This is a genomic window from Pseudoxanthomonas sp. YR558 (assembly GCF_900116385.1).
Taxonomy (GTDB): Bacteria; Pseudomonadota; Gammaproteobacteria; order Xanthomonadales; family Xanthomonadaceae; genus Pseudoxanthomonas_A.
This window is the reverse complement of record NZ_FPCI01000002.1, coordinates 184,294-210,415: the sequence shown is the minus strand read 5'-3', so window position 1 is coordinate 210,415 and position 26,122 is coordinate 184,294. Positions and strand designations below refer to the sequence as shown.

At 68.2% G+C, this 26,122-nt stretch carries 21 protein-coding genes; 14 read left to right on the top strand and 7 right to left on the bottom strand.

Annotated features, from left to right (window positions below):
* Position 1: 1 nt before the first annotated feature.
* Genes BM365_RS12540 through BM365_RS12525 form a run of 4 tightly spaced genes read right to left on the bottom strand, consistent with a single transcriptional unit; the run spans position 2 to position 5,718 of the window.
* On the bottom strand, positions 2–2,068 hold the full coding sequence (locus BM365_RS12540) for an oxidoreductase (protein ID WP_093489896.1): 2,067 nt from the start codon (positions 2,066–2,068) through the stop codon (positions 2–4).
* Positions 2,061–3,374, bottom strand: a complete 1,314-nt coding sequence (locus tag BM365_RS12535) for an APC family permease (RefSeq protein WP_093489895.1) — start codon at positions 3,372–3,374, stop codon at positions 2,061–2,063. Before BM365_RS12535 ends, BM365_RS12540 begins: the two co-directional genes overlap by 8 nt.
* 6 nt (positions 3,375–3,380) lie before the next feature.
* Complete coding sequence (locus tag BM365_RS12530; protein ID WP_093490766.1) at positions 3,381–4,670, bottom strand: Xaa-Pro dipeptidase; 1,290 nt, start codon at positions 4,668–4,670, stop codon at positions 3,381–3,383.
* Positions 4,663–5,718, bottom strand: coding sequence for an aromatic ring-hydroxylating oxygenase subunit alpha (locus BM365_RS12525; RefSeq protein WP_093490767.1), 1,056 nt, complete (start codon positions 5,716–5,718; stop codon positions 4,663–4,665). The genes BM365_RS12530 and BM365_RS12525 overlap by 8 nt, the downstream gene beginning before the upstream one ends.
* Before the next feature lie 332 nt (positions 5,719–6,050).
* On the opposite strand from BM365_RS12525, the gene BM365_RS12520 reads away from it, so the two are divergent.
* Both BM365_RS12520 and BM365_RS12515 read left to right on the top strand, forming a co-directional pair.
* The gene (locus BM365_RS12520; RefSeq protein ID WP_093489894.1) at positions 6,051–8,093 is read left to right on the top strand and encodes a tetratricopeptide repeat-containing sulfotransferase family protein; all 2,043 of its coding nucleotides are present in this window, start codon (positions 6,051–6,053) and stop codon (positions 8,091–8,093) included.
* A 28-nt stretch (positions 8,094–8,121) separates the two neighbouring features.
* Complete coding sequence (locus BM365_RS12515) at positions 8,122–10,599, top strand: TonB-dependent receptor (protein WP_175502089.1); 2,478 nt, start codon at positions 8,122–8,124, stop codon at positions 10,597–10,599.
* Positions 10,600–10,674: 75 nt separating this feature from the next.
* Here BM365_RS12515 and cydX read toward each other — a convergent pair whose 3' ends face one another.
* The 3 genes from cydX to BM365_RS12500 are packed head-to-tail and all read right to left on the bottom strand — an operon-like array spanning position 10,675 to position 13,531.
* On the bottom strand, positions 10,675–10,791 hold the full coding sequence (gene cydX, locus BM365_RS12510) for a cytochrome bd-I oxidase subunit CydX (protein WP_093489893.1): 117 nt from the start codon (positions 10,789–10,791) through the stop codon (positions 10,675–10,677).
* Positions 10,792–10,803: 12 nt separating this feature from the next.
* Positions 10,804–11,949: a cytochrome d ubiquinol oxidase subunit II gene (gene cydB / locus BM365_RS12505; RefSeq protein WP_093489892.1), complete on the bottom strand. Its 1,146-nt coding sequence runs from the start codon at positions 11,947–11,949 to the stop codon at positions 10,804–10,806.
* A 13-nt stretch (positions 11,950–11,962) separates the two neighbouring features.
* Positions 11,963–13,531: a cytochrome ubiquinol oxidase subunit I gene (locus tag BM365_RS12500; RefSeq protein WP_093489891.1), complete on the bottom strand. Its 1,569-nt coding sequence runs from the start codon at positions 13,529–13,531 to the stop codon at positions 11,963–11,965.
* Between the two features lie 206 nt (positions 13,532–13,737).
* On the opposite strand from BM365_RS12500, the gene ccoN reads away from it, so the two are divergent.
* From ccoN to cydC, 12 genes are all read left to right on the top strand, one after another.
* Positions 13,738–15,177: a cytochrome-c oxidase, cbb3-type subunit I gene (gene ccoN / locus BM365_RS12495; RefSeq protein ID WP_093489890.1), complete on the top strand. Its 1,440-nt coding sequence runs from the start codon at positions 13,738–13,740 to the stop codon at positions 15,175–15,177.
* Between the two features lie 12 nt (positions 15,178–15,189).
* Positions 15,190–15,810: a cytochrome-c oxidase, cbb3-type subunit II gene (gene ccoO, locus BM365_RS12490; RefSeq protein WP_093489889.1), complete on the top strand. Its 621-nt coding sequence runs from the start codon at positions 15,190–15,192 to the stop codon at positions 15,808–15,810.
* A gap of 3 nt (positions 15,811–15,813) precedes the next feature.
* Positions 15,814–15,954 carry a cbb3-type cytochrome oxidase subunit 3 gene (locus tag BM365_RS12485; RefSeq protein ID WP_093489888.1) on the top strand — a complete coding sequence of 47 codons (141 nt, stop codon included), beginning with the start codon at positions 15,814–15,816 and terminating at the stop codon, positions 15,952–15,954.
* Positions 15,951–16,886 carry a cytochrome-c oxidase, cbb3-type subunit III gene (ccoP, locus tag BM365_RS12480; RefSeq protein WP_093489887.1) on the top strand — a complete coding sequence of 312 codons (936 nt, stop codon included), beginning with the start codon at positions 15,951–15,953 and terminating at the stop codon, positions 16,884–16,886. The genes BM365_RS12485 and ccoP overlap by 4 nt, the downstream gene beginning before the upstream one ends.
* Positions 16,883–17,179 (top strand): hypothetical protein, encoded by a 297-nt coding sequence (locus BM365_RS12475; protein WP_093489886.1) that lies wholly within the window; start codon positions 16,883–16,885, stop codon positions 17,177–17,179. The genes ccoP and BM365_RS12475 overlap by 4 nt, the downstream gene beginning before the upstream one ends.
* Before the next feature lie 82 nt (positions 17,180–17,261).
* Entirely contained in the window at positions 17,262–18,854 is a 1,593-nt protein-coding gene (locus BM365_RS12470; protein ID WP_093489885.1) for a 4Fe-4S dicluster domain-containing protein, read from the top strand.
* Positions 18,851–19,372 carry a FixH family protein gene (locus tag BM365_RS12465; protein WP_093489884.1) on the top strand — a complete coding sequence of 174 codons (522 nt, stop codon included), beginning with the start codon at positions 18,851–18,853 and terminating at the stop codon, positions 19,370–19,372. The genes BM365_RS12470 and BM365_RS12465 overlap by 4 nt, the downstream gene beginning before the upstream one ends.
* Before the next feature lie 10 nt (positions 19,373–19,382).
* A complete protein-coding gene (locus BM365_RS12460) occupies positions 19,383–21,758 on the top strand; it encodes a heavy metal translocating P-type ATPase (protein WP_093489883.1) in 2,376 nt (791 codons plus the stop codon).
* A complete protein-coding gene (ccoS, locus tag BM365_RS12455) occupies positions 21,755–21,949 on the top strand; it encodes a cbb3-type cytochrome oxidase assembly protein CcoS (protein ID WP_093489882.1) in 195 nt (64 codons plus the stop codon). Before BM365_RS12460 ends, ccoS begins: the two co-directional genes overlap by 4 nt.
* The gene (locus tag BM365_RS12450; RefSeq protein ID WP_093489881.1) at positions 21,939–22,664 is read left to right on the top strand and encodes a sulfite exporter TauE/SafE family protein; all 726 of its coding nucleotides are present in this window, start codon (positions 21,939–21,941) and stop codon (positions 22,662–22,664) included. Before ccoS ends, BM365_RS12450 begins: the two co-directional genes overlap by 11 nt.
* A complete protein-coding gene (gene cydD, locus BM365_RS12445; RefSeq protein ID WP_093489880.1) occupies positions 22,661–24,343 on the top strand; it encodes a thiol reductant ABC exporter subunit CydD in 1,683 nt (560 codons plus the stop codon). Before BM365_RS12450 ends, cydD begins: the two co-directional genes overlap by 4 nt.
* Complete coding sequence (cydC, locus tag BM365_RS12440) at positions 24,340–26,016, top strand: thiol reductant ABC exporter subunit CydC (RefSeq protein WP_093489879.1); 1,677 nt, start codon at positions 24,340–24,342, stop codon at positions 26,014–26,016. Before cydD ends, cydC begins: the two co-directional genes overlap by 4 nt.
* Positions 26,017–26,122: the final 106 nt, after the last annotated feature.

The window sequence follows — 26,122 nt, the reverse complement described above, 5'->3', positions numbered from 1 at the left end:
ATCACGCCATCGGCATGTCGTGATGGAAGTGCCGCTTGAACGGCACCTCGCCGTCGCGCGGCGCGTCCAGTTCCTGCGCATATCGATGGCCGGCGTACACCGCGTGCGCGATCAGCCCCGGCGCCAGCGCATCGCCGATGCAGGCCACGCTGCGGATGCCTGCATCCGCCCACTCAGTCTCGCGCGCCTTCAATGCCTGGTAGAGCGCATCGTCGGGCAGACGGGCCGTCACCACCACGACCGCGTCGCAGTCGAGCGAAGAAGCCGCGCCGCTCCATGCGTGCTCCAGCGCAAGCGTGGTTCCCGTATAGCCGGTGACCAGGTGCGATACGCGCTGCACGACGCCCAGTTCGGCCATGCGCCACTGGATATGGCGGTAGTCCAGCGTGTTCGCGCTCCATGAGGCGATGGTGTCGTCCGGGGTGAGGTACGTGACCTCGCAACCGCGCAGGCGCAGCGCCTCGGCGACGACGCTAGCGGTGTAGAAGTAGTCGTCGTCGTAGACCACCACGCGGCCTTCGGGCCAGCGCCCGTCCATCAGGTCGTCCGGCGTGAACACATGCGCGTTGTCGGCGAAGTCGGCGATGCCCAGCCCATGGCTGCGCCCGAATCCGTCCCGCCGCCAGTGGCATCCCGTGGCGATGACGACGTGGTCCGCACCGAAGTCGAGCACATCCTGGTCCGTCAGCGCGGAGTCGAGGTAAGTGCTGACGTTCGCCAGCTTGCCGATCTGCCCGAGCCGCCAGTCGCGCACCCGCGCCCATTCGGCCAGACCCGGCAGGCGCGCCTCACGCGTGACCCGCCCGCCCAGTTCGCGTCGCGCGTCGGCCAGGTGCACCTCGTAGCCGCGCTGACCCAGCGCGCGTGCAGCTTCCAGGCCGGCCGGCCCGCCGCCGACCACCAGCACGCGCGCATCGCTCGCCTTCGGCGCGATCCGCTCCGGATGCCAGCCCTTGCGCCATTCCTCGCCCATGCTGGGGTTCTGCGTGCAGCGGATCGGCGAGATCGTCATGTCGCCGGACACGCAGATGTTGCATCCGATGCATTCGCGGATGTCGTCAACGCGGCCTTCTTCGATCTTGCGCGGCAGGTACGGGTCGGCGATCGAGGGCCGCGCGGCGCCGATCAGGTCGATCACGCCGCGGCGGATCTGCGAGACCATCGTGTCGGGCGAGGTGAAACGGCCCACGCCGACCACCGGCTTGGTCGTCGCCTTGCGGACGAAATCGACGAAGGGCTCCTGCGCGCCTTCGCGGGCGAAGCGCGAGGGCACCGAATCGTTGTACCAGGCGGCCACGTTGACGTCCCATAGGTCGGGAAGCTCGGCCAGCATCCCGACGATGTCCTGCGCCTCGGCCAGTTCCACACCGCCCGGCCCCAACAGTTCCTCGGTAGCGAAACGCAACGCGACGGCGCAGCGATGGCCGACCGCCTCACGCGTGTCCTGCAGCACTTCGCGCAGCAGGCGGATGCGGTTCTCCAGCGAGCCGCCATAGGCGTCGCTACGCTGGTTGCGGCGACGCTGCAGGAAATGCATCGGCAGCGACAGGTCGTGCGCAGCATAGACGTAGATGATGTCCATGCCCGCCTTCATGCCGCGCACCGCCGCCTCGCGGTGCCAGCGACGGTACTCGGCGATGTCGCGCAGGTCCATCGCGCGGGCCTGCGAGGGATAGCCGTACTTGGAGGGCTGGTGCGACGGCGCCAGCAGCACTTCGCGCGAGTACAGGTTGGAGGCGGTCGGTCCGTTGTGCGACAGCTCCAGCGCGGCCAGCGCGCCGTGCGCATGCACCTTCTCGCACATCAGCGCGAGCGCGGGGATGTCGCGGTCGTCCCACAGGCGGGCTTCGACGTAAGGCGTGAGATCGCTGCTGGGATGGATCTCGCACTCTTCCGTCGAGATCACGCCCCACCCACCTTCGGCCTTCACTTCGCGCATGGCCGCGTGCGCAAGCGGCATCGCATGGCCCATGCCGTTGCAGTGCGGCACCTGGAAGAAACGGTTCTTGGTCGTCACCGGGCCGATGCGCACCGGCTCGAAGAGGATGTCGTAGCGCGGATCACGCATGCGGCACCGCGTTGCCCGGGCGACGGCGCAGGAAGAAGTACAGCGGCAGTCCGGCGACCATCAACGCCAGCGCCAGCCAGAAGGGCTGTGCGCCCATGCCGATGAAGGCGAACACCGTGTACGCCGTGCCGATGACGGCAGCGACCAGCAGGTCGCGTCCCGCATCGCGCTGGCCGCGCCACCAGAGCACGCCCAATGCAAGCGAGCACCCCAGGTAAAGCGGCAGATTGGCTGCCGTCACCACGGTACTGAGGAAGGTGAAGCCCGCCACCGCGGATTCGCTGTAGTTCATCAGCACCATCGCGCTGGCGAGCAGGGCCGTCAGCACCAGGGCGCCGATGGGCGCGCCGAAGCGATTGGTCCGCGCGAATACCTTCGGCATCGTGCCGTTGTCGGCCATCGTGCGCATCATCTCGCCACTCAACAGCGTCCAGCCGTTCAAGGCACCCAGGCCACTGACGACGACGAACAACGCGATCCACCGCCCGGTTCCCTCGCCGGCGAAACGCTCCATCACCAGCGCGAACGGTGCGCTGGATTGCGCGAGTTCGGCATGCGGCAGCAGCAGCAACGGCACGGCGGACACCACGAGATAGATCGCTGCGGTGATGCCGGTGCCGGTCATCGTCGCGCGCGGGATGGTGCGCCCGGGGTCCTCGACCTTCGCGGCGGGAATCGTCGCCGATTCGATGCCCAGCATCGCGAACAACGCCAGCGTCGATGCCGCCATCGCATCACCGAGGCTGATCGGCTTCGCCGGCGGATGCGCACCGAACGATGCCGGCGATTCGATCAACGTCCACGCGCCAAGCGCCGCCACGGCCAGCATCGGCATCAGCTTCATCACCGTGGTCACCACCTGTACGCGCCCGCCACTGCGCACGCCCAGCAGGTTGATGCCCACGAACAGCCACAGCACGCCCAGGCACACCACGGCCGGCTGCACGCGCGCCAACGGCGGGAAGATGGCGGCTGCGTACCCGGCCACGCCGGTGGCCAGGGCGGCGAGGGTGATCCAGTTCGATACCCAGTACGACCACAGCACCGCATACGCCGGCAAGTCGCCCAGCGTGTGCCGCACATACCCATAAGGGCCGTCCGCGTCCGGCAGCAGGCGTGCCAGCCGCGCGAACACGCGCGCCAGCGCCAGGCAACCCAGCACCGTGATGCCCCAGCCCAGCAGCGCGTTGTAGCCGAATGGCGCCAGCGAGGCGGGTAGCACGAAGATGCCCATGCCGATGGTGTTGCCCACCACCAGCGCGGTGCACGTCCAGAAGCCGATCTTCCTGCGGTCGTGTGGTTGCATGGGCGGTCAGTCCCGCGCCACCTGCACGCCGCCCTTCACCACGCCGCGTACCTGCTGCAGGCAGGCGATGTCGGCCAGCGGATCGCAGGCCAGGGCGACGAGATCGGCGAATTTGCCCGGGGTGATCGAGCCCAGCTCCTTTTCCTTGCGCAGCAGGCGCGCCGACTCCAGCGTCGCCGCGCGAATCGCCTGCAGCGGTGTCATGCCGTAGCGGACCATGTAGGCGAACTGGCGCGCATTATCGCCATGCGGATACACGCCGCTGTCGGTGCCGTAGGCGATGTTGACACCCGCGGCGACGGCCTTGCGGAAGCCCTCGCGCTGCGCCTCGGTCGTGTCCAGGTTCTTGCGCAGGATCTCCGCGGACCAACCGTCGCGCCGGCCGACCGTATCGATGTAGTCGCCGTTGTAGATGTCGGCGACCAAGAAGGTGCCGTGCTGCTTCATCAAGGCGATGGCTTCGTCGTCCATCAGCGAGCCATGCTCGATCGACCGCACGCCTGCACGTACCGCGCGCTTGATGCCTTCCGCACCGTGCGCGTGGGCGGCGACGAAACTGCCGCGACGCCCGGCCTCTTCCACCGCTGCGCGGATCTCGGCCTCGGTGTACTCGGATTGTCCCGGCTCGGTGCCGTCGGCGAGCACAGCGCCCGTGGCGATCAACTTGATGAAGTCGGCGCCCGCGTCGAGGATCTCGTTCACCCGTTGGCGCACCTCCGCTTCGTTGTCCGCGACGCCACGACGGAAGATCGCCGGCAACTCCGTCCCCGCAGGCAATCCGGTGATCTCGCCGCCACCGCCGGTGACCGTGACGTAGGTGCCGGCAACGAACATGCGCGGCCCGGGCACGAGGTCGGCGTTGATCGCATCGCGCAACTGCACGTCGGCGAAACCGCGATAGACCCCGACATCGCGCACCGTGGTGAAGCCGGCCTGTAGGGTCGCTCGCGCATTGCGCGCGCCGATGAAGGCATCGCGCGCGGCATTGCTCCTCAGCGGTGTCGCGGGATCGCCGTAGGGCCCTTCGTCGGCCAGGTGCGTGTGCATGTCCATCAGGCCGGGCACGACGGTCAGCGCGGACCAGTCGAGGACCCGAACGCGGGGATCCACACCCTTCGTAGCTGGCGCGATCGACACGATGCGTCCGTCGCGCACCAGGATGTCGCGACCCTCGAGCATCCGACCCGCTTCAACGTCGAGCACGCGGCCGGCCTGGATCAGCAGGTCCTGCGCGCCGGCGGACGAGGCGATGAAGGCGAGCGAGAACAGGAGTGCGGGCAGGAAGCGGTCACGCATCGCCATACGCCGCCCTCAACAGATTGTGGAAATGCCACACACCGCTCTCGCGCTTCGGGCACAACCGGCCCGCCTCGTAGAAGCCGGACGCCAAGCCCTGCTGTACCGCTTCGCAAATGCGGATGTCCTCGTCCTGCACTTCGTCGCTGAAGGCCTGGTCGTTGGCGATGCGCGCCAGCGCGGCATCGTCCTGCGTGTAGTAGTAGTCGAACTCTACGCGGCAGCGATCCGGCCCGAGCGGCAGGATGCGATTGGTCTGCAGTCGCCCCGGCATGATGTTGAGCATCACGTTCGGGTAGACGAAGTAGTAGAACGCGTCGCCATCGCCGTAAATGTCGCCGCTGTTACGCAGCGGTGAATGCTGCAGCGAATGCCAGGGGAAGAGTTCGGTGTCGTAGGCGCGGTAATCCAGCACCTTCGACAACCCGGGATGCACGTGCGGCAGATGGTAGCCCTCGAGGAAGTTGTCCACGTAGACCTTCCAGTTGCACCCGATGTCGTAGCTGTCGCGGCGGTGGAAGCGCATCGCGGCCAGGTCGATCGGGGCGATGCGCTCGGCGATACCGGCGTAGACCTCTTCGAACGGCGGCACGTCCTCGTGCAGCGCGACGAACACCAGTCCCTGCCAGGCGTGCACGCGCAGCGGCGGCAGGTGGATGTCCTTGACGTCGAAATCCGCGGCGCCCTGCATTTCGGGCGCGCTGCGCAGCTGGCCTTCCAGCGTGTACGTCCAGCCGTGGTACTTGCAGTGCAGCGCGCGTGCGCCCTTGCCGTTGCACAGCGCCAGCGGACCGGCGCGATGCCGGCACACATTGGGGAAAGCGCGCAGCACGCCATCCTGTCCTCGCACCACCAGCACCGGTACGCCGCCGATCCGTTCCACCACATGGTCGCCCGGCTCGGTGAGCTGCCCTTGGTAGGCGACCAGCTGCCAGCTGCGCTGGAAGACGGCGGCCTGCTCCATCGCCAGCATCGCCTCGCCGGCGTAGTAACGGGCGGGAAGCGCGAGTGCGCGCTCCAAGGGAAGGGGGCTGGCAGTGCTTGGCATGGCGGTCCCGTCGATGGTGGCGCGCCGCACCCGGTGCCGGCGGACAGCGCCGCCCAAGCCTACGCGGAGGCGGGGGGTGCGGCACAGCCCCCCGCACCGGAACGCGGCACGCGCCGACTTCGGGCGCACCGGTCTGGTGCACATCGGCGTGACGAAAGTTGGATTACTTTTTGCCGGTTCGTTTTTCGTGCATGAGGCGTATTTCTGCCCTATCCAATCGCCCCGGTTCGCCTATAGATTGGGGGCGAGGGGCCACCACCGCGGGGAATCGGATTGGAACGACCGATGGACGATCGTGGACGCATCACCGACCTGTTGCACAGGGACGGTGCATGACCGCCGCCGCTTCGCCCACCGGCACCCTCGACACCGCGCTGGATCATGCCCGCCACCTGCTGGCGAACGATCCGGCGATGGCCGCCCAGCAGGCCAGCGAGATCATCCGCGTGGTCGGCCGCCACCCGATGGCGCTGCTGATCCTGGCCGCCTCGCACCGGGTCCGCGGCCAGGCCTCCCATGCGCTCGACGTGCTGGAGTCGCTGGTGCGCGAACACCCGCAGTGGGCACTGGCCCATCTCGAACACGGGCTGGCGCTCGGCCGAGCCGGCCGCGGCGATGACGCCGTGCCCGCGCTGCGGCGCGCCGTCGCCCTGAAGGCCGACCTGCCGCAGGCCTGGCGCGAACTGGGCGACCACCTCGCCGCGATGGAGGATGCCGACGGCGCCGCCGCGGCCTACCTGCAGCACACGCGCTATTCGACGCGCGACCCCGAACTGATGCAGGCCGCCGGCGCGCTCGCCGACAACCGCATTCCCGAGGCCGAGGCGCTGTTGCGCGCACGCCTGAAGCGCACGCCCACCGACGTCGCCGCGATCCGCATGCTGGCCGAAGTCGCCGCACGCGTCGGCCGTATCGACGATGCAGAGGCCCTGCTCGCGCGATGCCTGGAACTCGCGCCCGACTTCCATGCCGCCCGGCAGAACCATGCGCTGGTGCTGCATCGTGCCAACCGTCCGCAGGAGGCCCTGCAGGCCATCGATGCGCTGCTGGCGCACGACCCCGACAACCCCGCGCACCTCAACCTCAAGGCGGTCGTACTCTGCCGCGTCGGCGATTACGAACCTGCGCTGGCGCTGTACGAACGCGTGCTGGCGTCCTACCCGGACCAGGCGAAGATCTGGATGAGCTACGGCCACGCGCTGAAGACGGCCGGCCACGCCGCGCGCGCGATCGAGGCGTACCGTCGTGCGCTCGCGCGGGAGCCCGGCTTCGGTGAAGTGTGGTGGAGCCTGGCCAACCTGAAGACGTTCCGCTTCAGCGACGACGACGTTGCGGTCATGCGCGCTCAGCGCGCGCGCGACGACCTGGCCGACGACCATCGCCTGCACCTGGACTTCGCGCTCGGCAAAGCGCTCGAAGATGCGGCCGAGTACGCGCCCTCGTTCGCGCACTACCGCGACGGCAATGCGTTACGCCGCACGCAGCTCGCCTACAGCGCCGACGACACGCATGCGCGCACCGAACGCCTGAAGGCTGCGCACACCGCCACGTTCTTCGCGGGACGGACGGGACTCGGCTGCGATGCGCCCGACCCGATCTTCATCGTCGGCATGCCGCGCGCGGGCTCCACGCTGCTGGAGCAGATCCTGGCCAGTCACTCGGCGGTGGAAGGCACGATGGAACTTCCCGAGATCACCTCCATCACGCGCGACCTCCGCACGCAGGCACGGGCGGACGGCGCAGAGACGTACCACGATCTGCTGGCGGATCTGGACGGCGATGCGCTGCGCGCGCTTGGCGAGCGGTACCTCGAGGCGACCCGCATCCATCGCAAGTCCGGCCGCCCGTTCTTCATCGACAAGATGCCGAACAACTTCGCCCACACCGGCCTGATCCACCTCATGCTGCCGAACGCAAAGATCATCGATGCCCGCCGGCACCCGCTGGCCTGCTGCCTGTCCGGTTACAAGCAGCATTTCGCGCGCGGACAGGGCTTCAGCTACGGGCTGGAGGACATCGGGCGCTACTACCGCGACTACGTGGCGCTGATGGCGCACTACGATGCCGCGCTTCCCGGGCGCGTGCACCGGGTGATCTACGAACAGCTGGTGGACGACACCGAGGCGGAGGTGCGCCGCCTGCTGGATTATTGCGGGCTGCCGTTCGAGGACGGCTGCCTGCGCTTCTTCGAGAACGCGCGGCCCGTCAGGACCGCCAGTTCCGAACAGGTCCGCCAGCCGATCTACCGCGAAGGCGTGGATCACTGGCGGCACTACGAACCGTGGCTGGAGCCGTTGAAGAACGCCTTGGGGCCTGTGTTGGGCGCCTATCCGGCGGTTCCGGATTCCATGGAGGGCAGTTCCATCCCCGATTGACCGTCATCACTGGAGAGAGGTGAGCTGGATGAGTACCCGCAGCAGAAGAAAACCGGGGCGGCGCGATCCGTCGACCCTGGCGAGGTTCCCGTTGACCGCCGCGATCTACCTCGCGTTCGGTGCCACCGCGATGGCCCAGGACGCACCCGCCACGCCGCCCGCCGAGGGCGAGCGCGCCGCGGCCACGCTGGACACCATCACGGTGACCGCGCAGAAGCGCGTGGAGAACCTGCAGGAAGTGCCGATCAGCATCCAGGTGCTGGGCACGGAGCAGTTGAAGAACCTCAACGTCACCGATTTCGATGACTACGTGAAGTACCTGCCCAGCGTGTCGTACCAGTCGGCCGGTCCGGGCTTCGCGCAAATCTACATGCGCGGCGTCGCCAGCGGCGGCGATGGCAACCACTCCGGTTCGCTGCCCAGCGTGGGCGTGTACCTGGACGAACAGCCGGTCACCACCATCCAGGGCCCGCTGGACATCCACATCTACGACATCGACCGCGTCGAGTCGCTGGCCGGTCCGCAGGGCACGCTGTACGGCGCCAGTTCGCAGGCGGGCACGCTGCGCATCATCACCAATAAGCCCGACCCGACCGGCTTCGCTGCCGGTTACGGGCTGGAAGTGAACAGCGTCAGCAACGGCGGCATCGGCCACGTCGCCGAGGGCTTCCTCAACCTGCCGATGAGCGACCGCGCGGCGATCCGCCTGGTCGCCTGGAACAAGCACGATGCCGGCTACATCGACAACGTGTACGGCACGCGCACGTTCCCTTCGTGGGACGCCGATTCCGGCGGCAACGGCACCATCGACAATGCCGACCGCGTGAAGAAGGACTACAACGAAGTCGACACCACCGGCGCGCGCCTGGCGTTGAAGGTGGATCTCAACGACACGTGGTCGATCACGCCGACCATCATGGGCCAACAGCAGAAGTCCAAGGGCGGCTTCGCGGTCGACCCGCAGGTGGGCGAACTGGCGCTGACCCATTTCTATCCGGAGAGTTCCGACGACCGCTGGTGGCAGGCCGCGCTGACGGTGGAAGGCAAGATCGGCAACTTCGACCTGACCTACGCGTTCGCACGCCTGGATCGCGACGTCGATGTCGAGCAGGACTACAACGACTACGCCTTCTGGTACGACACGCTGGCGGCGTACGGCGCGTACACCTGCTCGGATTTCGATCCCGATACGTTCACCTGCGCGCCCGGCTCGCTGGTCAATCCGTCGCAGTACATCCAGGGCGTGGACGGCTACAAGAAGACCAGCCACGAGCTGCGCATCGCCTCGCCGACCGAGAACCGTTTCCGTTTCGTCGCCGGCGTGTTCATGCAGGACCAGGAACACGACATCGAGCAGCGCTACAAGATCGATGGCTTGTCGCCGGTGCAGTCGGTCACGGGCTGGCCGGACACGATCTGGCTGACCAAGCAGCTGCGCCAGGACAAGGACAAGGCCGTGTTCGGCGAACTCAGCTTCGACATCACCGAAGACCTGACCGCCACCGCCGGCGCACGCTGGTTCGAGGTCGACAACAGCCTGAAGGGCTTCTTCGGTTTCGCCGACTGGGGCTGGGTATCCAGCTACGGCGAAGTGGCCTGTCCGGACGGCGCGCCGACCTTCAATGGCGCGCCCTGCAGCTTCTTCGACAAGCGGGTGAAGGAGAACGGCCACATCGGTCGCTTCAACCTGACCTGGCGGATCGACGACACGAAGATGATCTACGGCACGTGGTCGGAAGGCTTCCGCCCCGGCGGCATCAATCGCCGCGGCACGCTGCCACCCTATCTGTCGGATTACCTGACCAACTACGAGTTCGGCTGGAAGACCACCTGGCTGGAGAACCGCCTCTCGTTCAACGGCTCGGTGTTCCGCCAGGATTGGGAGGACTTCCAGTTCTCCATCCTGGGTGCCAACGGCCTGACCGAGATCAAGAACGCCAACCAGGCGCGCATCAACGGCGCCGAGTTCTCGCTGGCGTTCGCGGCCACCTACAACCTGCAACTGACGGCCGGCGCCGCGTTCTACGACGCGGAACTGACCGAGAACTACTGCGGCTTTACCGACGACGACGGCAACCCGGTCACGGAGTGCGCGGATCCCGAGGCGCCGGAGGGCACGCAGCTGCCGGTCACGCCGAAGGTCAAGGGCAACCTGACCGCGCGCTACACCTTCGACATGGCGGGCGGCGAGGCGTTCCTGCAGGGTGCGGTGGTGCACGTGGGCGATCGCAAGTCCGACCTGCGCCTTGCCGAACGCGAGATCCTCGGCGATCTGGATGCGTACACCACGGTCGACGTGTCGGCCGGCTACCGTCGCAACAACTGGAAAGTGGACGTGTACGTCAACAACCTGTTCGACGAGCGCGGCGAGCTGAGCCGCTTCACCCAGTGCGCCGAAGCCGTCTGCGGTGCCGCGGGCGTGGTGCCGGAGTATCCGAACGGCCAGGTCTACACGGTCGTCTCGCAGCCCCGCACGATAGGCCTGCGCTTCTCGCAGGAGTTCTGACGCAGCACGCGCCGGAATGCGGCAACGAAAAGCCCCGGTGCGAACCGGGGCTTTTTTTTTGAAGAGCCGGGGCGGTCAGGAATCGCGCGCGGCCGCCTCGCGGTCGTTCTCGCGCATCTCGTACCACATGCCGTTGAGGATGGCGAAGCTCGCCGCCAGGCCGGCGCCCAGGATCCAGCTGAAGTACCACATGCGGAAGCCTCCTCAGTACGCGTTGGGGTTGCGCCCCATCCCGTCCTGGTCGACCTTGCCGCGCAGCACGCGGAAGACCCAGGCGGTATAGAGCAGGATGATGGGCAGGAAGAACGCCGTCGCCAGCAGCATGATGAACAGCGTCATGTGGCTGGACGACGCGTCCCACAGGGTCAGGCTGGAGCCGGCCTGCGTGGACGACGGCAGCAGGAACGGGAACGTCGCCACGCCTTCGGTCAGGATGATGCCGACGATGCTGATCGACGACGCCAGGAACGCCAGCCCCGCGCGTCCGATGCGCAACAACACGGCGCTCAGCAGCGCGCCCGTCACACCCAGCACCGGCAACAGCCAGGTGATCGGCCAGCGTGCATAGTTGTCCATCCATGCACCGGGCTGCGCCACCGCGATCTTGGCGAGCGGGTTCGACGGACCGGCGGTATCCATCGCGACCTGCAGCGCGTAGCCATCGATGCGCGCGACCCAGAGGCCGCCGATCACGAACAGCACCGCCGTCGCCACGGCGGCGATGCTGCCGTAGCGCCGTGCGCGCTCGGCGATGGCGCCGGAGGTCTTCATCGCCAGCATGCCCGCGCCATGCATCACCAGCATCGCCACGCTGACTAGGCCGCATAGCAACGCGAACGGCGTCAGCAGGCCGAACAGTCCGCCTTCGTAGAACACCCGCAAGGTGTCGTCGAAATGGAAGGGCACGCCGAGCAGCACGTTGCCCATCGCCACGCCGAACACCAGCGCCGGCACCAGCCCGCTGACAAACAGCGCCCAGTCCCACGCGGCGCGCCAGCGCGGATCGGGCACCTTGCTGCGGAACTTGAACCCGACCGGCCGCAGGATCAGCGCGAACAGGATCAGGAACATCGCGAGGTAGAACCCCGAGAAACTCACCGCATACAGCGGCGGGAATGCCGCGAAGATCGCACCGCCGCCGAGGATCAACCAGACCTGGTTGCCCTCCCACACCGGGCCGATGACGTTGAGCACGATGCGGCGCTCTTCGTCGGTGCGCGCCACCGCGGGTAGCAGCGTGGCCACGCCCAGGTCGAAGCCGTCCATCACCGCGAAGCCGATCAGCAGGATGCCCAGCAGCAGCCACCAGATCAGGCGCAGCGTCGCGTAGTCGAGAGGAATGGTGTCCATGCGTGGTCTCCCGTCAGCCCGGGAGGGCCGGTTGTGGCGCGGGGGCGTCCAGTGCGGGCGCGGACAGGTGCTCGGGTCCCTTCAGGATCAGCTTGCGCATCAGCCAGACCTCGATGACGGCCAGCACCGTGTAGATCAGCACGAAGCCGCTGAGCGTGATGATGATCTGGTGCAGCTTCAGCCCCGACGCGGCCAGGAAGGTCGGCAGCACACCGTCGATGATCCAGGGTTGGCGGCCGTATTCGGCGATCAGCCACCCGGCCTCGATCGCCAGCCATGGCAGCGGCAGGCTCCAGAACGCCACCTTGAGAAACCAACGGTACCGGTCCAGCCGTTGTCGGCTGGCGAGGTAGAACGCGACTGCGAAGAACGCGATGAAGTAGAAGCCCAGCCCAGCCATCAGGCGGAAACTCCAGAACAGCGGCGCGACGTGCGGGATGGTGTCGTGCGCGGCCTGCGCGATCTCTTCTTCGGTCGCGTTGCCGATGTCCTCGCGGTAGCGCTTGAGTAGCAGGGCATGGCCGATGTCGCGCCAGTGCGCCTCGAAGATATAGCGCGCGGTGCCATCGTTGCGGTTGGCGCGCAGCTTCTGCAGCGCCTCGTAGCCCATCATGCCGTTGCGGATGCGGCCCTCGGCGCGCTCCACCAGGTCCAGGATGCCGGGCATCTCGGTGTTGAACGAACGCGTGCCGATCAGCCCCATCACGTACGGGATGTGCAAGGCGTAGTGGTTGGTCTGGTTCTTCTGGTCGGGGATGGCGAAGGCATTGAAGCCGGCCGGCGCGGGCTCGGTCTCCCACATCGCCTCGATGGCGGCGAGCTTCATCTTCTGATGCTCGCTGGTGGCGTAACCGCTCTCATCGCCCAGCACGACGACCGACAGCGCCGCCGCCAACCCGAAGCTGGCGGCGACCGCCATCGAACGCTTGGCGAAGTCCGCGTTGCGCCCGCGCAGCAGATAGAACGCGCTGATCGCCATCACGAACATCGCGCCGGTGACATAACCGGCAGACACCGTATGGACGAACTTGGCCTGCGCCACCGGATTGAAGATCACCGCCATGAAGTCGGTGATCTCCATGCGCATGGTCTCGGGGTTGAAGACCGCACCGACCGGGTTCTGCATCCAGCCGTTGGCCACCAGGATCCACAGCGCCGAGAAGTTCGACCCCAGCGCGACCAGCCAGGTGACTACGAGGTGCTGCACCTTGCTCAGCTTGTCCCAGCCGAAGAAGAACAGGCCGATGAAGGTCGCTTCCAGGAAGAACGCCATCAGGCCTTCGATAGCCAGCGGCGCGCCGAAGATATCGCCGACGTAATGGCTGTAGTACGACCAGTTCATGCCGAACTGGAACTCCATCACGATGCCGGTGGCCACGCCCATCGCGAAATTGACGCCGAACAGCGTGCCCCAGAACAGGGTCATGCGCCGCCAGATGTCGCGCCCCGTCATGACGTAGACGCTCTCCATGATGGCGATCATGAAGGACAGCCCCAGGGTCAGGGGCACGAAGAGGAAGTGGTACATCGCCGTCAGCGCGAATTGCAGACGGGACAGTTCGACGACGGTCATGTCCGGCATGGCGACGTGGCTCCCGGTTGTCTGGCGAGGATTCTAGCCCTCCCCCCTTCGTGGACGGGGGCGACCATCTGTCGCACCCCCCGCCCTCCCGACCTGCGGCATCCTGCGCGCCCCGCGGCTCCGGCCGACGGGAGGGGTTGATCCTGATCAATGCGGCCCGGCTGGCCGGGCCCGAGAATCCACCGTACCAGAATAGGAGAGGCCGCATGCAAGGCGTCCAGGGGACTTACAACGACAAGGTGGTGCGCCAGTTCACGGTGATGACCGTGGTCTGGGGCATCGTGGGGATGCTGGTGGGGGTGCTGATCGCCGCGCAGCTGTATTGGCCGGCGCTGAATTTCGACCTGCCGTGGCTGAGCTACGGCCGGCTGCGCCCACTGCACACCAACGCGGTGATCTTCGCGTTCGGCGGCTGCGCGCTGTTCGCCACCAGCCTGCACGTGGTGCAGCGGACCAGCCACGTGCGGCTGATCTCGGACAAGCTGGCGGCGTTCGTGTTCTGGGGCTGGCAGCTGGTCATCGTGGCCGCGGCGGTGTCGCTGCCGCTGGGCCTGACCCAGGGCAAGGAATACGCCGAGCTGATCTGGCCGATCGACGTGCTGATCGCGGTAGTCTGGGTGTCCTACGCCGTGCTGTTCTTCGGCACCATCGCCAAGCGCGCGGTGAAGCACATCTACGTGGCGAACTGGTTCTTCGGCGCCTACATCATCGCCGTGGCGCTGCTGCACATCGTCAACAGCCTGGCCCTGCCCAGCGGCCTGCTGCACTCCTACCCGATATACAGCGGCGCCGTCGACGCGATGGTGCAGTGGTGGTACGGCCACAACGCGGTGGGCTTCTTCCTGACCGCCGGCTTCCTCGGGATGATGTACTACTTCGTGCCGAAGCAGGCCGGACGCCCGGTCTACTCCTACCGCCTGTCGATCGTGCACTTCTGGGCGCTGATCGCCATCTACATGTGGGCCGGCCCGCACCACCTGCATTACACGGCGCTGCCGGACTGGGCGCAGAGCCTGGGCATGGTGTTCTCGCTGATCCTGCTGGCGCCCAGCTGGGGTGGCGCCATCAACGGCGTGCTGACGCTCTCCGGCGTGTGGCACAAGCTGCGCACCGACCCGATCCTGAAGTTCCTGATCGTCTCGCTGTCGTTCTACATGATGTCGACCTTCGAAGGTCCCATGATGTCGATCAAGACGGTCAACTCGCTGAGCCACTACACCGACTGGACGATCGGCCACGTGCACGCCGGCGCCCTGGGCTGGGTGGCGATGATCACCATCGGCTCGGTCTACGCGATGCTGCCCAAGCTGCTGGGCCGCGAGCAGATGCATTCGGTCAAGGCCATCGACACGCACTTCTGGCTGCACACGCTGGGCGTGGTGTTCTACATCGCCTCGATGTGGATCGCCGGCGTCATGCAGGGCCTGATGTGGCGCGCCACCAACGCCGACGGCACGCTGACCTACAGCTTCGTCGAAGCGTTGAACGCCACCTACCCCTACTACCTGGTCCGCCTGGGCGGTGGCCTGCTGGTGTTCACCGGCATGTTGCTGATGGCCTGGAACACCTGGAAGACCTTCCAGGCAGCCAAGTCCGTCGCGCCGCAGCCGATCCTGCAGCCCGATGCCAGCCAAGTGCGCGCCTGAGGAGCCGACGACATGAGTAACGGAAATTCGCACGAGAAAGTCGAGAAGAACGTCGGCCTGATGGCGGTGCTGATCGCGGTGGCGGTGTCCTTCGGCGGCCTGGCCGAAATCGTCCCGCTGATGTTCCAGGCCGAGGCCATCAAGCCACTGGAAGGCGTGAAGCCCTACCCGGCGCTGCAACTGGCCGGCCGCGACATCTACATCCGCGAGGGCTGCTACAACTGCCATTCGCAGATGGTCCGCACGCTGCGTTTCGAATCCGAGCGCTACGGCCACTACTCGCTGGCCGGCGAATCGGTCTACGACCGCCCGTTCCAGTGGGGCAGCAAGCGCACCGGACCGGACCTGGCGCGCGTCGGCGGTCGCTACTCCGACGACTGGCACCGCGTGCACCTGCTGAACCCGCGCGACGTGGTGCCGGAATCGAACATGCCGTCCTTCCCCTGGCTGGAGAACGCCAAGGTCGACGGCGCCGAAGTAGCCCAGCGCATGAAGACGCTGCAGCGCATCGGCGACCCGTACACGGACGAAGAGATCAACAACGCCGCCTCCGATGTCGAAGGCCGCACAGAACTGGACGCCGTGGTCGCCTACCTGCAAGGGCTGGGCAAGGCCGCGCCGAGGGGAGGCTGAGCCATGGTTTCGGGGATCGTGACAGGGGCACTGATCGTGCTGTTCATCGCCGGCTGGGCGTGGGCGTGGAGCCCGCGCCGCAAGGCGGATTTCGAGAATGCGGCACGCATGCCGCTGGGTGAGGAAGGGGAGAACAACCCATGAGCGCAGGCTGGATCTGGTTCATCGTCGCGCTGGTCGTCCTGAACATCCTGGGCTGCGTGTGGCTGCTGTGGTGGACCGGACGCCGTCGTCCCGGCGACCCCGCACCCGAAGACACCTCGCACGTGTGGGACGGCGACCTCACCGAGTACAACAAGCCGCTGCCGAAGTGGTGGATCAACCTCTTCTACATCACCATCGTCTTCAGCATCGGCTACATCGCCTGGTACGGCGGCCTGGGCGTGGTGCCCGGCTACGCGAAGTGGTCCTCCACCGGCGAGCACGACGAAGTGAAGGCGGTGCAGGACAAGAAACTGGAAGCGACCTTCGCGCCTTTCGCCGGACAGTCGATCGATCAGCTCGCCCAGGATCCGAAGGCGCTGGCACTGGGCCGCTCGATCTTCAACAACACCTGCGCCACCTGCCATGGCTCGTCGGGCCAGGGCGCCATCGGCTATCCCAACCTCACCGACACCATCTGGCATTGGGGCGGCACGCCGGACCTCGTGCTGCAGACGGTGCTGGACGGTCGCGAAGGCGTGATGCCGGAATGGGGCACCGCGCTGACCAACATGGGCGGCGAAAACGCGGTCGACTACGTCGTCGCCTACGTCAACGTGTTGAACAACCCGCAGGAAGGCATGAGCAACAACTTCATGGCCGCCCAGGGCAAGCCGCTGTACGATGGCCTCTGCGTGGCGTGCCACGGCGTGGATGGCAAGGGCAACCAGGAATTGGGTGCCCCCGACCTGACCGACGACTATTGGTTGTACGGGAACAGCAAGGACAGCATGCGCACCACCATCACCAAGGGTCGCCATGGCGTGATGCCCGCCCATCGCGAGCTACTGGGCGAAACCCGCGCACGTCTCGTGGCGTCGTACGTCTGGTCGCTCTCGCACAAGGACGGTCAGGCGGCAGCCGGCGCGAAATGACCGATTTCACCGAGCCCCGCCTCGACCACCCGCCCCGACCGCTCGCGCAGCGTGTCGGGGCGGTGCTCTGGCCCAGCTTCTTCGCCGCCGGCGTGGCGACGACGGTGTTCTTCGCCTTCGTCGACCCGCTGACGCTGCGCGACATGACCTTCCCCGACCTGGCGATCAGCCGCGAACTCGGCTACACGCTGGGTTTCTTCACGTTCTGGCTCGCCACGGCCGCCAGCAGTCTGTTCACCTGGATCCTGCTGCGCCCCGCGAGTCGCTTCAACCGCGCGCTGCCGCCGGACTGAGCAAGCGCTGCCTGCGACAAACCGTCGCTCCCTCGCGCGCCCGCGCGGCGCGAGCATGATGCCAGCCAAGACAGACACTGCCATGTCCACGCCAGCCTCGCCTCCCTCCCCTGCCTCCGACAGCACGCGCCGCATCCCGCTGGATGTGGTCGATGCGCAGGGCAACTCGTTCTACGTCAGCGAACGCAAGGTGTATCCGCGCGACGTGGCGGGCACGCTCAACCGCCTGCGCGTGGCGGCCGTCTGGTGGCTGCTGGGCATGTACTACGTGTTCCCGTGGCTGAAGTGGGACGACCGCCAGGCGGTACTGTTCGACCTGCCCGCGCGCAAGTTCTACGTCTTCGGGTTGGTGTTCTGGCCGCAGGATTTCCTGCTGCTGGCGGTACTGCTGATCATCGCGGCCATGGCGCTGTTCTTCTTCACCGCGCTCGCCGGCCGCCTGTGGTGCGGCTACGCGTGCCCGCAGACGGTATGGACGGAAGTGTTCCTGTGGATGGAACGCTGGACCGAAGGCGACCGCAGCGCGCGCATGAAGCTGGATGCGGCGCCCTGGAGCGCGAACAAGCTGCTGCGCAAGGGCGGCAAGCACGTGGTGTGGGCCGTGTTCGCGCTGTGGACGGGCTTCACCTTCGTCGGATTCTTCACCCCCATCACCGACCTGGGCGCGCGCCTGTGGCCGTTCGCCTGGGGCGGCTGGGAAACCTTCTGGGTGTTCTTCTACGCGCTGGCCACGTGGGGTTTCGCCGGCTTCCTGCGCGAGCAGGTCTGCAAGTACATGTGCCCCTACGCGCGCTTCCAGGCGGCGATGTTCGACCGCAACACCCTGATCATCGCCTACGACCCGATGCGCGGCGAACCGCGCGGCCCGCGCAAGCGCGGCCTGGGCAGCGTGCTGGAACGCGCGCGCGGCCTGCTGCAGAACACCACCGCCTACGACTACGTGATGCGCGCCGCCGCGCATCCCAGCGTCGCCGACCAGCGCCTCGGTGCGCACGGCACCATCACCTTCGCCGGTGCCGGCGCGGTGATCGAGCCGCTGCCGAAGTTCGTCCCCGAACAACTGGGTGACTGCATCGACTGCACGATCTGCGTGCAGGTGTGCCCGACCGGCATCGATATCCGCAACGGCCTGCAGTACGAATGCATCGCCTGCGGTGCATGCATCGACGCCTGCGACGACGTGATGGACAAGATGGGCTACCCGAAGGGGTTGATCCGCTACACCACCCAGAACGCCATCGACGGCAAACCGTCGAAGGTGCTGCGGCCGCGCATCTTCGTTTATGGCGCCATCCTGCTGGCGCTGGTGGCGGCGTGGGGTTGGGGCGTGTTCAACCGCGACGTCCTGATCGCGGAAGTCCTGCGCGATCGCAACGCGCTGTATCGCGAAGTCGCCGGTGGCCAGGTCGAGAACAGCTACACCCTCAAGTTGGTGAACAAGGACCAGCGGGCGCATACCTACCGGGTGACGCTGGCCTCCGCCGCCGCCGGCATCGTCTTGCGCGATGGCGACCTGACCGTGAAGGCCGCACCGGAAGAAGTACTGTCGCTGGCCGTCACCGCGACTGCGACAGACGACGTGCGCGGACGCCATCCGGTGACCTTCACCGTGCGCGACCTCGATACCGGCATCGAGAAGACCGTGGAAAGCAGCTACTTCGGACCTATCCAATGACAACGCAAACATCTTCCTCCGCCGACGCCGGCCGCCCCTTCTGGAAAGAGCCGATGGTGTGGCTGGTCTGGGGCCTGCCCCTGGCGTCGGTCGTTGCCGGCATCTGGCTGGTCGTCACCGCCGTGCGCGCCGGTGGCGCCGATCCCGTCATCGACGACGTGCAGCGCGTCTCGCAGATCCAGACCACCGACCTCGGCCCCGACGACAACGCCGCACGGCGCAAGCTGAGCGCGATCGTGCAGGTGCGCGGCGACCACGTCGAGCTGACCGCGGTGACCGGCGATTTCGCCGGCACGTCGCCGCTGGTGCTGACGCTGGCCCATCCCACCGAGGCAGCGCAGGACGTGAGCCTGCCGCTGGCCCGCGACACCACCGGCTGGCGCGCACCGGCCGAGGTCGACACCGCGCACGACTGGAACGTGCAGCTCTCGCCGCAGGACGGCAGCTGGCGCATCCGTGGCCGGCTGCAGAAGGACACGCAGGCCGTCCGCCTGGCTCCCTCGCACGGGGGCGGTTGAGCGCCCGCGCATGGACATGTCGGTCGCGCGGTGCCATCACTGTGGCGAACCCGTCGCCGACGGCACGACGGCGCGGATCGAAGGCGGCCATGCGTTCTGTTGCGACGGCTGTGCCGCCGCCGCCGCGTGGATCGAAGATGCCGATCTCGGCAGCTACTACCGCTTGCGCAGCGCAGCCGCCAACCGCGTGCAGGCCACCCGCAGCGACCTGGACAGCTGGGACCGGCCCGAACTGCTCGAGGAACACAGCCGCGCGATCGACGGCGGCCGCGAGATCGTGCTGCTCACCGACGGCATGCGCTGCGCCGCCTGCGCCTGGCTGATCGACCGCGCCCTCGCCCGCGAAGCCGGCGTGCTCGACACCACCGCGAACGCCGTCACCGGGCGCATCCGGATCGGTTGGGATCCTGCGCGCACGACGTTGTCCACGCTGCTCGAGCGTCTGGCGATGCTTGGCTACCGGCCCTACCTCGCCACGGGCGATGCGCGCGAACAGGCGCGCCTGTCCGAACGCCGGCGCTGGCTGTTGCGTCTGGGCGTCGCCGGCCTGGGTTCGCTGCAGGCGATGATGCTGGCCGAGGCGTTGTACCTGGACGTCAATGCGACGATGCCGCTGCCCACGCGCGACATGTTCCGCTGGCTGACCTTCCTGGTCAGCACGCCGGTGGTGTTCTACAGCGGCTGGCCGTTCCTCGCCGGCATGGCGCGCGAACTGCGCGCCCGCCACCTCGGCATGGACACGCTGATCGCCGGCTCCACGCTGCTGGCCTACTTCGCCAGCCTGGCGGAAACGATCCGCGGCGGCACCCATGTCTGGTACGACGCGGCGGTGATGTTCGTCTTCCTGCTGCTGGCCGCGCGCATGCTGGAACAGCGCGCGCGCAACGTCGCTACCGCGCAGGTAGACGCGCTGGCGCGGGCGCAGCCGGTCTTCGCCACCCGCGAACGCGCGGACGGCACGCGCGAATCCGTACCGCCTTCCGCATTGCGCATCGGCGACACCGTCTGCGTGGCCGCCGGCGACGGCGTACCGGCCGACGGCGTGCTGCTGGACCAGGACGCGGACTTCGAAGAAGCGCTGCTGACCGGCGAATCGCGCCCGGTGCGACGACGCGTCGGCGACACCGTGTATGCGGGCACCACCTGCCGCGAGCGTCCCGCCCGGTTGCGCGCCACCGCCACCGGCACCGCCACGCGGTTGTCGCAGCTCGCCGAGCTGGTGGATCGCGCGCAGGGGCATCGTCCCCCGATGGCGCACCTGGCCGACCGCGTCGGCCGCCATTTCGTGGTCAGCCTGTTGGTGCTCGCCGTGTGCGTCTACGCGGGCTGGCGCATGTACCAGCCCGAGCGCGCGTTCGAAGTCACGCTGGCGCTGCTCGTGATCAGCTGCCCCTGCGCCCTGTCGCTGTCGGTGCCGGCCGTACTGGCCGCGGCGCATGGTGCGCTGGCGCGCTGCGGCGTGCTGGCGACAAAGCCTGAGGCGCTCGACACGCTGGCGCGCGCCACCGACATGGTGTTCGACAAGACCGGGACCCTCAGCGATGGTCGCCCGGCGCGCGTGGCGGTCGAAGTCTTCAACGGCGTGGATGCCGATGCGGCAACCCGTATCGCCGCGGCACTCGAGAAGGACAGCGGCCACCCGATCGCGTCGGCGTTCGCGGATGTCGACCGCCACGCGGCGGCACAGGCGGTCGTCGCGCATCCGGGAAACGGTGTGGAAGGCGAGGTGGATGGCCGTCGCTGGCGCTTCGGCCGGGCCGACTGGGCGGCGGGACGCGCGGACGACGGCGGGCTCTGGCTGGGCGATGGCAGGCACGGCGTGGCGCGCTTCACCTTGAACGAACGTCCCCGCGAGGACGCAGCCGCCGCCCTCGACGCATTGCGCGCGCAGGGCTTGCAGCTGCACCTGGCCAGCGGCGACAGTGACGGTGCCGTGCAGCGCCTGGCGCATGCGCTCGGCATCGCGTCGCCGCTCGCGCGCCAGTCGCCTGAGGACAAGCTGGCGCGCGTGCGCCAGCTGCAACAGGAAGGGCGCATCGTCGCGATGGTCGGCGACGGCCTCAACGACGCGCCGGTGCTGGCGGGCGCGGATGTGTCCATCGCGATGGGCGAAGGCGCACCGCTCGCGCAACAGGCGGCGGACCTCGTCGCCACCGGCCCCTCGCTGCTGCGCATCGCCGACGCGGTGCGCGTGGCGCGCCTGGCGCGCAAGCTGGTGAAGCAGAATCTGGCTTGGTCGGCCGGCTACAACCTGCTCGCCGTGCCCCTGGCGGCGGCCGGCCTGGTCACGCCGTGGATCGCTGCACTCGGCATGGCGGTATCCTCGCTGGCAGTGACCGTCAATGCGCTGCGCTTGGCGCGCGACGACCGGAGACTCGCCGCATGAACATCCTGCTGATGCTGTTGCCGATCAGCCTGCTCCTGTTGGGGCTGGCCATCGCCGCGTTCGCCTGGGCCGTGCGCAAGGGCCAGTTCGACGACCTCGATACGCCGGCGCTCGACATCCTCGACGACGCACCGCCACGCCCGGTCGCGCCCGCTGTTCCATCCCCGCGCGAAGGCGACGATGGGGCCTGATGTTCCCGTCCTGCTCGCCGCGCTGCTCGCGGGGCTGGTGGGCAGCACGCACTGCGCGGTGATGTGCGGTGGCATCGCCACCGGGTTCTCGGCGATGGCGGCCCGCCAGGGCTGGCGCGAGGCGCTGCAGTTGAACCTGGGCCGCGTGGGCGGTTACGCGCTGGCCGGTGCACTGGTCGGCGCGTTCGGCGGCGGCTTGTTGTCGTTGGCGCGCCATGACACCGCCGTACTGGCGATGCGCATCGGGGTGGGCCTCGCGCTGGTGGTGCTGGCGCTGCGCTTGCTCGACCAGCGCGGGCGACTCGATGTCCTCGCACGTCCCGGCGCGAAGATCTGGCAGGTGTTGCGGCCGCTGCATGCGCGCGTGCTGCCTGCGGATACGCTGCCACGTCGCCTCGCCGCGGGTGCGCTGTGGGGCTGGCTGCCGTGCGGACTGAGCCTCAGCCTGCTGACGGTCGCGTGGCTGCAGGCGAATGCGCGCGATGCCGCGTTGACGATGGCGGCCTTCGGCCTCGGCACGCTGCCGATGATGGTGACGCTGACATGGTCCGGTGCACGCCTCGGCCGACGTTGGCAGCAACCGGCCTTCCGTCGCGTCGCCGCGGGCTTCGTGCTCGCCGCGGGCGTGCTGACCATCGCCTCGCCGTGGCTGATGCAGCATCCCGCGCTGCACGGCATCCTCGCCGCACTGGGCTGCCAGCCCTTGCCGGCATGACGGGGACTGCCACCGATCAGGCGCCGGCCGCCGCGCTGCGGCTGAAAGCGCTGGGCCGCGACGCCGCGCTGCCCTTGCGCGGCGCCAGCACCTGCGCCGTGCTGGCCGGCGTACTGCTGGTACCGCAGGCGGCCTTGATCGCCCTGTGCATCCAGCGCGTCTTCGTCGCCGGCGAATCGGTGGCGGCGCAGTCGCCGTTGCTCGCCGCGTTGCTCGCCGTGCTCGTCGCGCGCGCGCTGCTCGCCTGGGCAGGGCGGCGCTGGGCAGACCAGGCGGTGGAACGCATCCGCATCGCCCTGCGCACCCACCTCGCACGCGCCGTGGTGTCGCGCGGTCCGGCGTGGACGCGCACGCAGCAGAGCGGTGCGCTGGCCGAACACCTGGGCACGCACGTCGATGCCGTCGAGGGCTACTACGGCGGCTTCGTCCCGGTGCGGGCGGAAGTCGTCGGCGTTCCGCTGGCCATCCTGCTGGCCGTGTTCGCGGTGGATCGCACCGTCGGCCTGATCCTGCTGCTGACGATGCCGCTGGTGCCGGTCTTCATGATGCTGGTCGGTTGGGGCGCCGAAGCCGCCAGCCGTCGCCAGTTACAGGCATTGGCGCGGATGGGCGGCCACTTCGCCGACCGCCTGCGCGGGCTGGGGCTGATCCGCGTCTACGGGCAAGGCGAGGCGGAGCTGCAAGGTATCCGCGCGGCCGCCGAGGAATTGCGCGTGCGCAGCCTGCGCGTGCTGCGCATCGCCTTCCTGTCGTCGGCGGTGCTGGAATTCTTCGCCTCGCTCAGCGTAGCGATGATCGCGCTGTACCTGGGCCTGAGCTATCTCGGCATGCTCGACCTGCGCAGCGCGCCGCTCACGCTCGGCGCGGGCGTGTTCTGCCTGCTGCTCGCGCCGGAGTTCTACGCGCCGTTGCGCCGGCTCGCCACGCATTACCACGACCGCGCCGGTGCGCGCGCGACCATGGAGGAGCTCGCGACCCTGCTCGATACGCCGGCGCATTCGTCTTCCAAACCGATCCCGCCGCTCAACGCTCCTTTAGCACCGCTCGTCGTGGCACGCGGCGTGACGGTGCGGCACGCCGGTGCAACGCGCGATGCCGTGCAAGCCGCTGACATTGCCTTGCACCGCGGGCAGCGCGTGGCACTCATCGGCCCCAGCGGTGGCGGCAAGAGCACCTTGCTCGATGTCCTCGCGGATCTCATGCCGCCGACCGCAGGCGAGCTGATCCACACGAATGGCCTGCGCATCGGTTACGCGCCGCAGCGCCCGTTCCTGTTCGCCGGCAGCCTGCGCGACAACCTGCGGATGGCCAGGCCTGAGGCGAGCGACGAGGAACTGCGCGCCGCTGCGGATGCCGCCCAGGTGCTGCGCTTCGCCGACCGGCTGCCGGACGGACTGGACACCGTGATCGGCGAGCGTGGATTCGGATTGTCGGGAGGCGAAGCGAGGCGCGTGGCGTTGGCACGCGTGTTCCTTCGCTCACCGGACGTGCTGCTGCTCGACGAGCCCACCGCTTTCCTCGACCCGGACACCGAAGCGGCCGTGTTGCAGGCGATCGTGCGCTTCGCGGAAGGTCGCTGCGTGGTGATGGCGACGCACAGCGCGGCCGCGATGGCAGCCATGACGACGGTATGGCACTTGCGCGATGGCCGATTGAGCACGACGGAGGACGGCGCTTGAGCGCACAGGAGCCTCGCCTGCGTGATGTCCTTCGCGTCCATCGCCGTCTGGCGACGTTGGCCGTGGTCCTGCTGCTGCTGACGTTGCTGGCGGGCACTGCATTGCTTGCGGTCTCGGGGCATTTCCTGACCGCCGCTGCGTTGGCAGGTGTCGGCGCGCTCGGCTTCAACTTCTTCGGTCCGTCCGCCGGCATCCGCGCGCTGACCTTCGTGCGCATCCTGTCGCGGTATGCGGAAAAGCTGGTGGGCCACGACGCCACGTTGCGCATCGCGCGCGACCTGCGGGTGTGGTTCTTCCGACGCGCATTGCCGCGGGCGCCGCTGGGGCTCGGCCACCATCGCGTCGGCGAGCTGGTCACGCGATTGCTGGCCGACATCGAGGCGGTGGACGGACGGCTCGTCCGCGCCGTCGGCCCCCTGCTCGCCGTGCTGGCGCTGTGCGCGCTGGCGGTAGGCATCGCAGCAAGCATCCTTCCCTCGGCAGGTGGTGTGTTGCTGGTGGTGCTGTTGCTGCTCGGCGTGGCGGCGCCCTGGTGGTCGGTCCGTCGCGCGGCCGCACTCGAAGATGCCCGCGCCGACGCGCGCATGCGACTGCGGGCCGGCGTGCAGGAAGGCATCGAGGGCCAGGTGGATCTCGCAGCGATGGAGGCGACATCGGCTTGGCTGCAAGCGCTGGACGCGCGCGGTCGCGATGTCGCGCACTGGGACGGCCTGCGCCGTCGCCGGCTCGCCGATGCCACGCTGCTGCAGGCGCTGGTGGCCGCATGCGGGCTGCCCGCGATGTTGTGGTTGCTGCTGTCGGCGGTAGACGCGGGACGGCTCGATGCCGCGCTCGCCGGCGGCCTGTTCTTCATGACGGTCGCGGTCCTCGAGGCCTGCAGCGCCATCGCGCCCGCCTGGCAGGCATGGCATGCAGCCGCCATCGCCGCGCGACGACTGGAAGAGGTGGTCGAAGCACCGGGAACGCACGTCGGTGTCGGCACGCAACGGGCTGCGGCACACGGCGCGCTCGTGCTGCACGAGGTGACGTTCGCCTGGCCGGGCACGTCGCGCCACGTACTCGACCACGCGACCTTGCGCGTCGAACCCGGCGAGCACGTGCTCATCGCCGGCGACAGCGGCGCGGGGAAATCGTCGCTCGTGGCGCTGGTGCTCGGGCTGTGCGAACCGCAGAACGGCGAGGTCTCGTTCGGCGGCATCGACCTGCGCGCGCTGGCATCCGCGGACTGGCATGCGCGCATCGCATGGCTGCCGCAGGACGCGCCAGTGTTCTCGGGCACCGTGCGCGAGAACCTCCGGCTCGGTGATCCGCACGCCGACGACGCGCGCATGTGGTCCGTCCTCACCCAGGTGCATCTGGATACGCACGTCCGCGGCCTGACCGATGGACTCGACGCGTGGGTCGGCGAGAACGGGGCCACGCTGTCCGTCGGACAGGCGCGCCGGCTGGCGCTGGCGCGCGCGCTGTTGCGTGACGCGCCGCTACTGCTGCTCGATGAACCCACCGAAGGCCTGGACCAGGACACCGCCGACGCGCTGATGCGCGATTTCGCGGATGCCGCGCATGGACGCAGCGCGCTGATCATCAGCCATGCCGTGTTACCGGACGGCGTGGCGGATGCACGCTACAGGTTGCAGGACGGGAAGCTGCTCAGGGAGGCCGGACCCTTGTAGGAGCGACGTCAGTCGCGACCGCAAGAATGAAGTACCTTTGCACGGACGGATCGCGCGATGAAGGTATGAGTTCCGCGTGCGCGATGCATGTCTTTGCAAGTGCGGC

Bases quoted from the DNA above. Each gene is read 5' to 3' on its own strand.
- BM365_RS12540 (WP_093489896.1), bottom strand. From the start codon at position 2,068: ATGCGTGATCCGCGCTACGACATCCTCTTCGAGCCGGTGCGCATCGGC.
- BM365_RS12535 (WP_093489895.1), bottom strand. From the start codon at position 3,374: ATGCAACCACACGACCGCAGGAAGATCGGCTTCTGGACGTGCACCGCG.
- BM365_RS12530 (WP_093490766.1), bottom strand. From the start codon at position 4,670: ATGCGTGACCGCTTCCTGCCCGCACTCCTGTTCTCGCTCGCCTTCATC.
- BM365_RS12525 (WP_093490767.1), bottom strand. From the start codon at position 5,718: ATGCCAAGCACTGCCAGCCCCCTTCCCTTGGAGCGCGCACTCGCGCTT.
- BM365_RS12520 (WP_093489894.1), top strand. From the start codon at position 6,051: ATGACCGCCGCCGCTTCGCCCACCGGCACCCTCGACACCGCGCTGGAT.
- BM365_RS12515 (WP_175502089.1), top strand. From the start codon at position 8,122: ATGAGTACCCGCAGCAGAAGAAAACCGGGGCGGCGCGATCCGTCGACC.
- cydX (WP_093489893.1), bottom strand. From the start codon at position 10,791: ATGTGGTACTTCAGCTGGATCCTGGGCGCCGGCCTGGCGGCGAGCTTC.
- cydB (WP_093489892.1), bottom strand. From the start codon at position 11,949: ATGGACACCATTCCTCTCGACTACGCGACGCTGCGCCTGATCTGGTGG.
- BM365_RS12500 (WP_093489891.1), bottom strand. From the start codon at position 13,531: ATGCCGGACATGACCGTCGTCGAACTGTCCCGTCTGCAATTCGCGCTG.
- ccoN (WP_093489890.1), top strand. From the start codon at position 13,738: ATGCAAGGCGTCCAGGGGACTTACAACGACAAGGTGGTGCGCCAGTTC.
- ccoO (WP_093489889.1), top strand. From the start codon at position 15,190: ATGAGTAACGGAAATTCGCACGAGAAAGTCGAGAAGAACGTCGGCCTG.
- BM365_RS12485 (WP_093489888.1), top strand. From the start codon at position 15,814: ATGGTTTCGGGGATCGTGACAGGGGCACTGATCGTGCTGTTCATCGCC.
- ccoP (WP_093489887.1), top strand. From the start codon at position 15,951: ATGAGCGCAGGCTGGATCTGGTTCATCGTCGCGCTGGTCGTCCTGAAC.
- BM365_RS12475 (WP_093489886.1), top strand. From the start codon at position 16,883: ATGACCGATTTCACCGAGCCCCGCCTCGACCACCCGCCCCGACCGCTC.
- BM365_RS12470 (WP_093489885.1), top strand. From the start codon at position 17,262: ATGTCCACGCCAGCCTCGCCTCCCTCCCCTGCCTCCGACAGCACGCGC.
- BM365_RS12465 (WP_093489884.1), top strand. From the start codon at position 18,851: ATGACAACGCAAACATCTTCCTCCGCCGACGCCGGCCGCCCCTTCTGG.
- BM365_RS12460 (WP_093489883.1), top strand. From the start codon at position 19,383: ATGGACATGTCGGTCGCGCGGTGCCATCACTGTGGCGAACCCGTCGCC.
- ccoS (WP_093489882.1), top strand. From the start codon at position 21,755: ATGAACATCCTGCTGATGCTGTTGCCGATCAGCCTGCTCCTGTTGGGG.
- BM365_RS12450 (WP_093489881.1), top strand. From the start codon at position 21,939: ATGGGGCCTGATGTTCCCGTCCTGCTCGCCGCGCTGCTCGCGGGGCTG.
- cydD (WP_093489880.1), top strand. From the start codon at position 22,661: ATGACGGGGACTGCCACCGATCAGGCGCCGGCCGCCGCGCTGCGGCTG.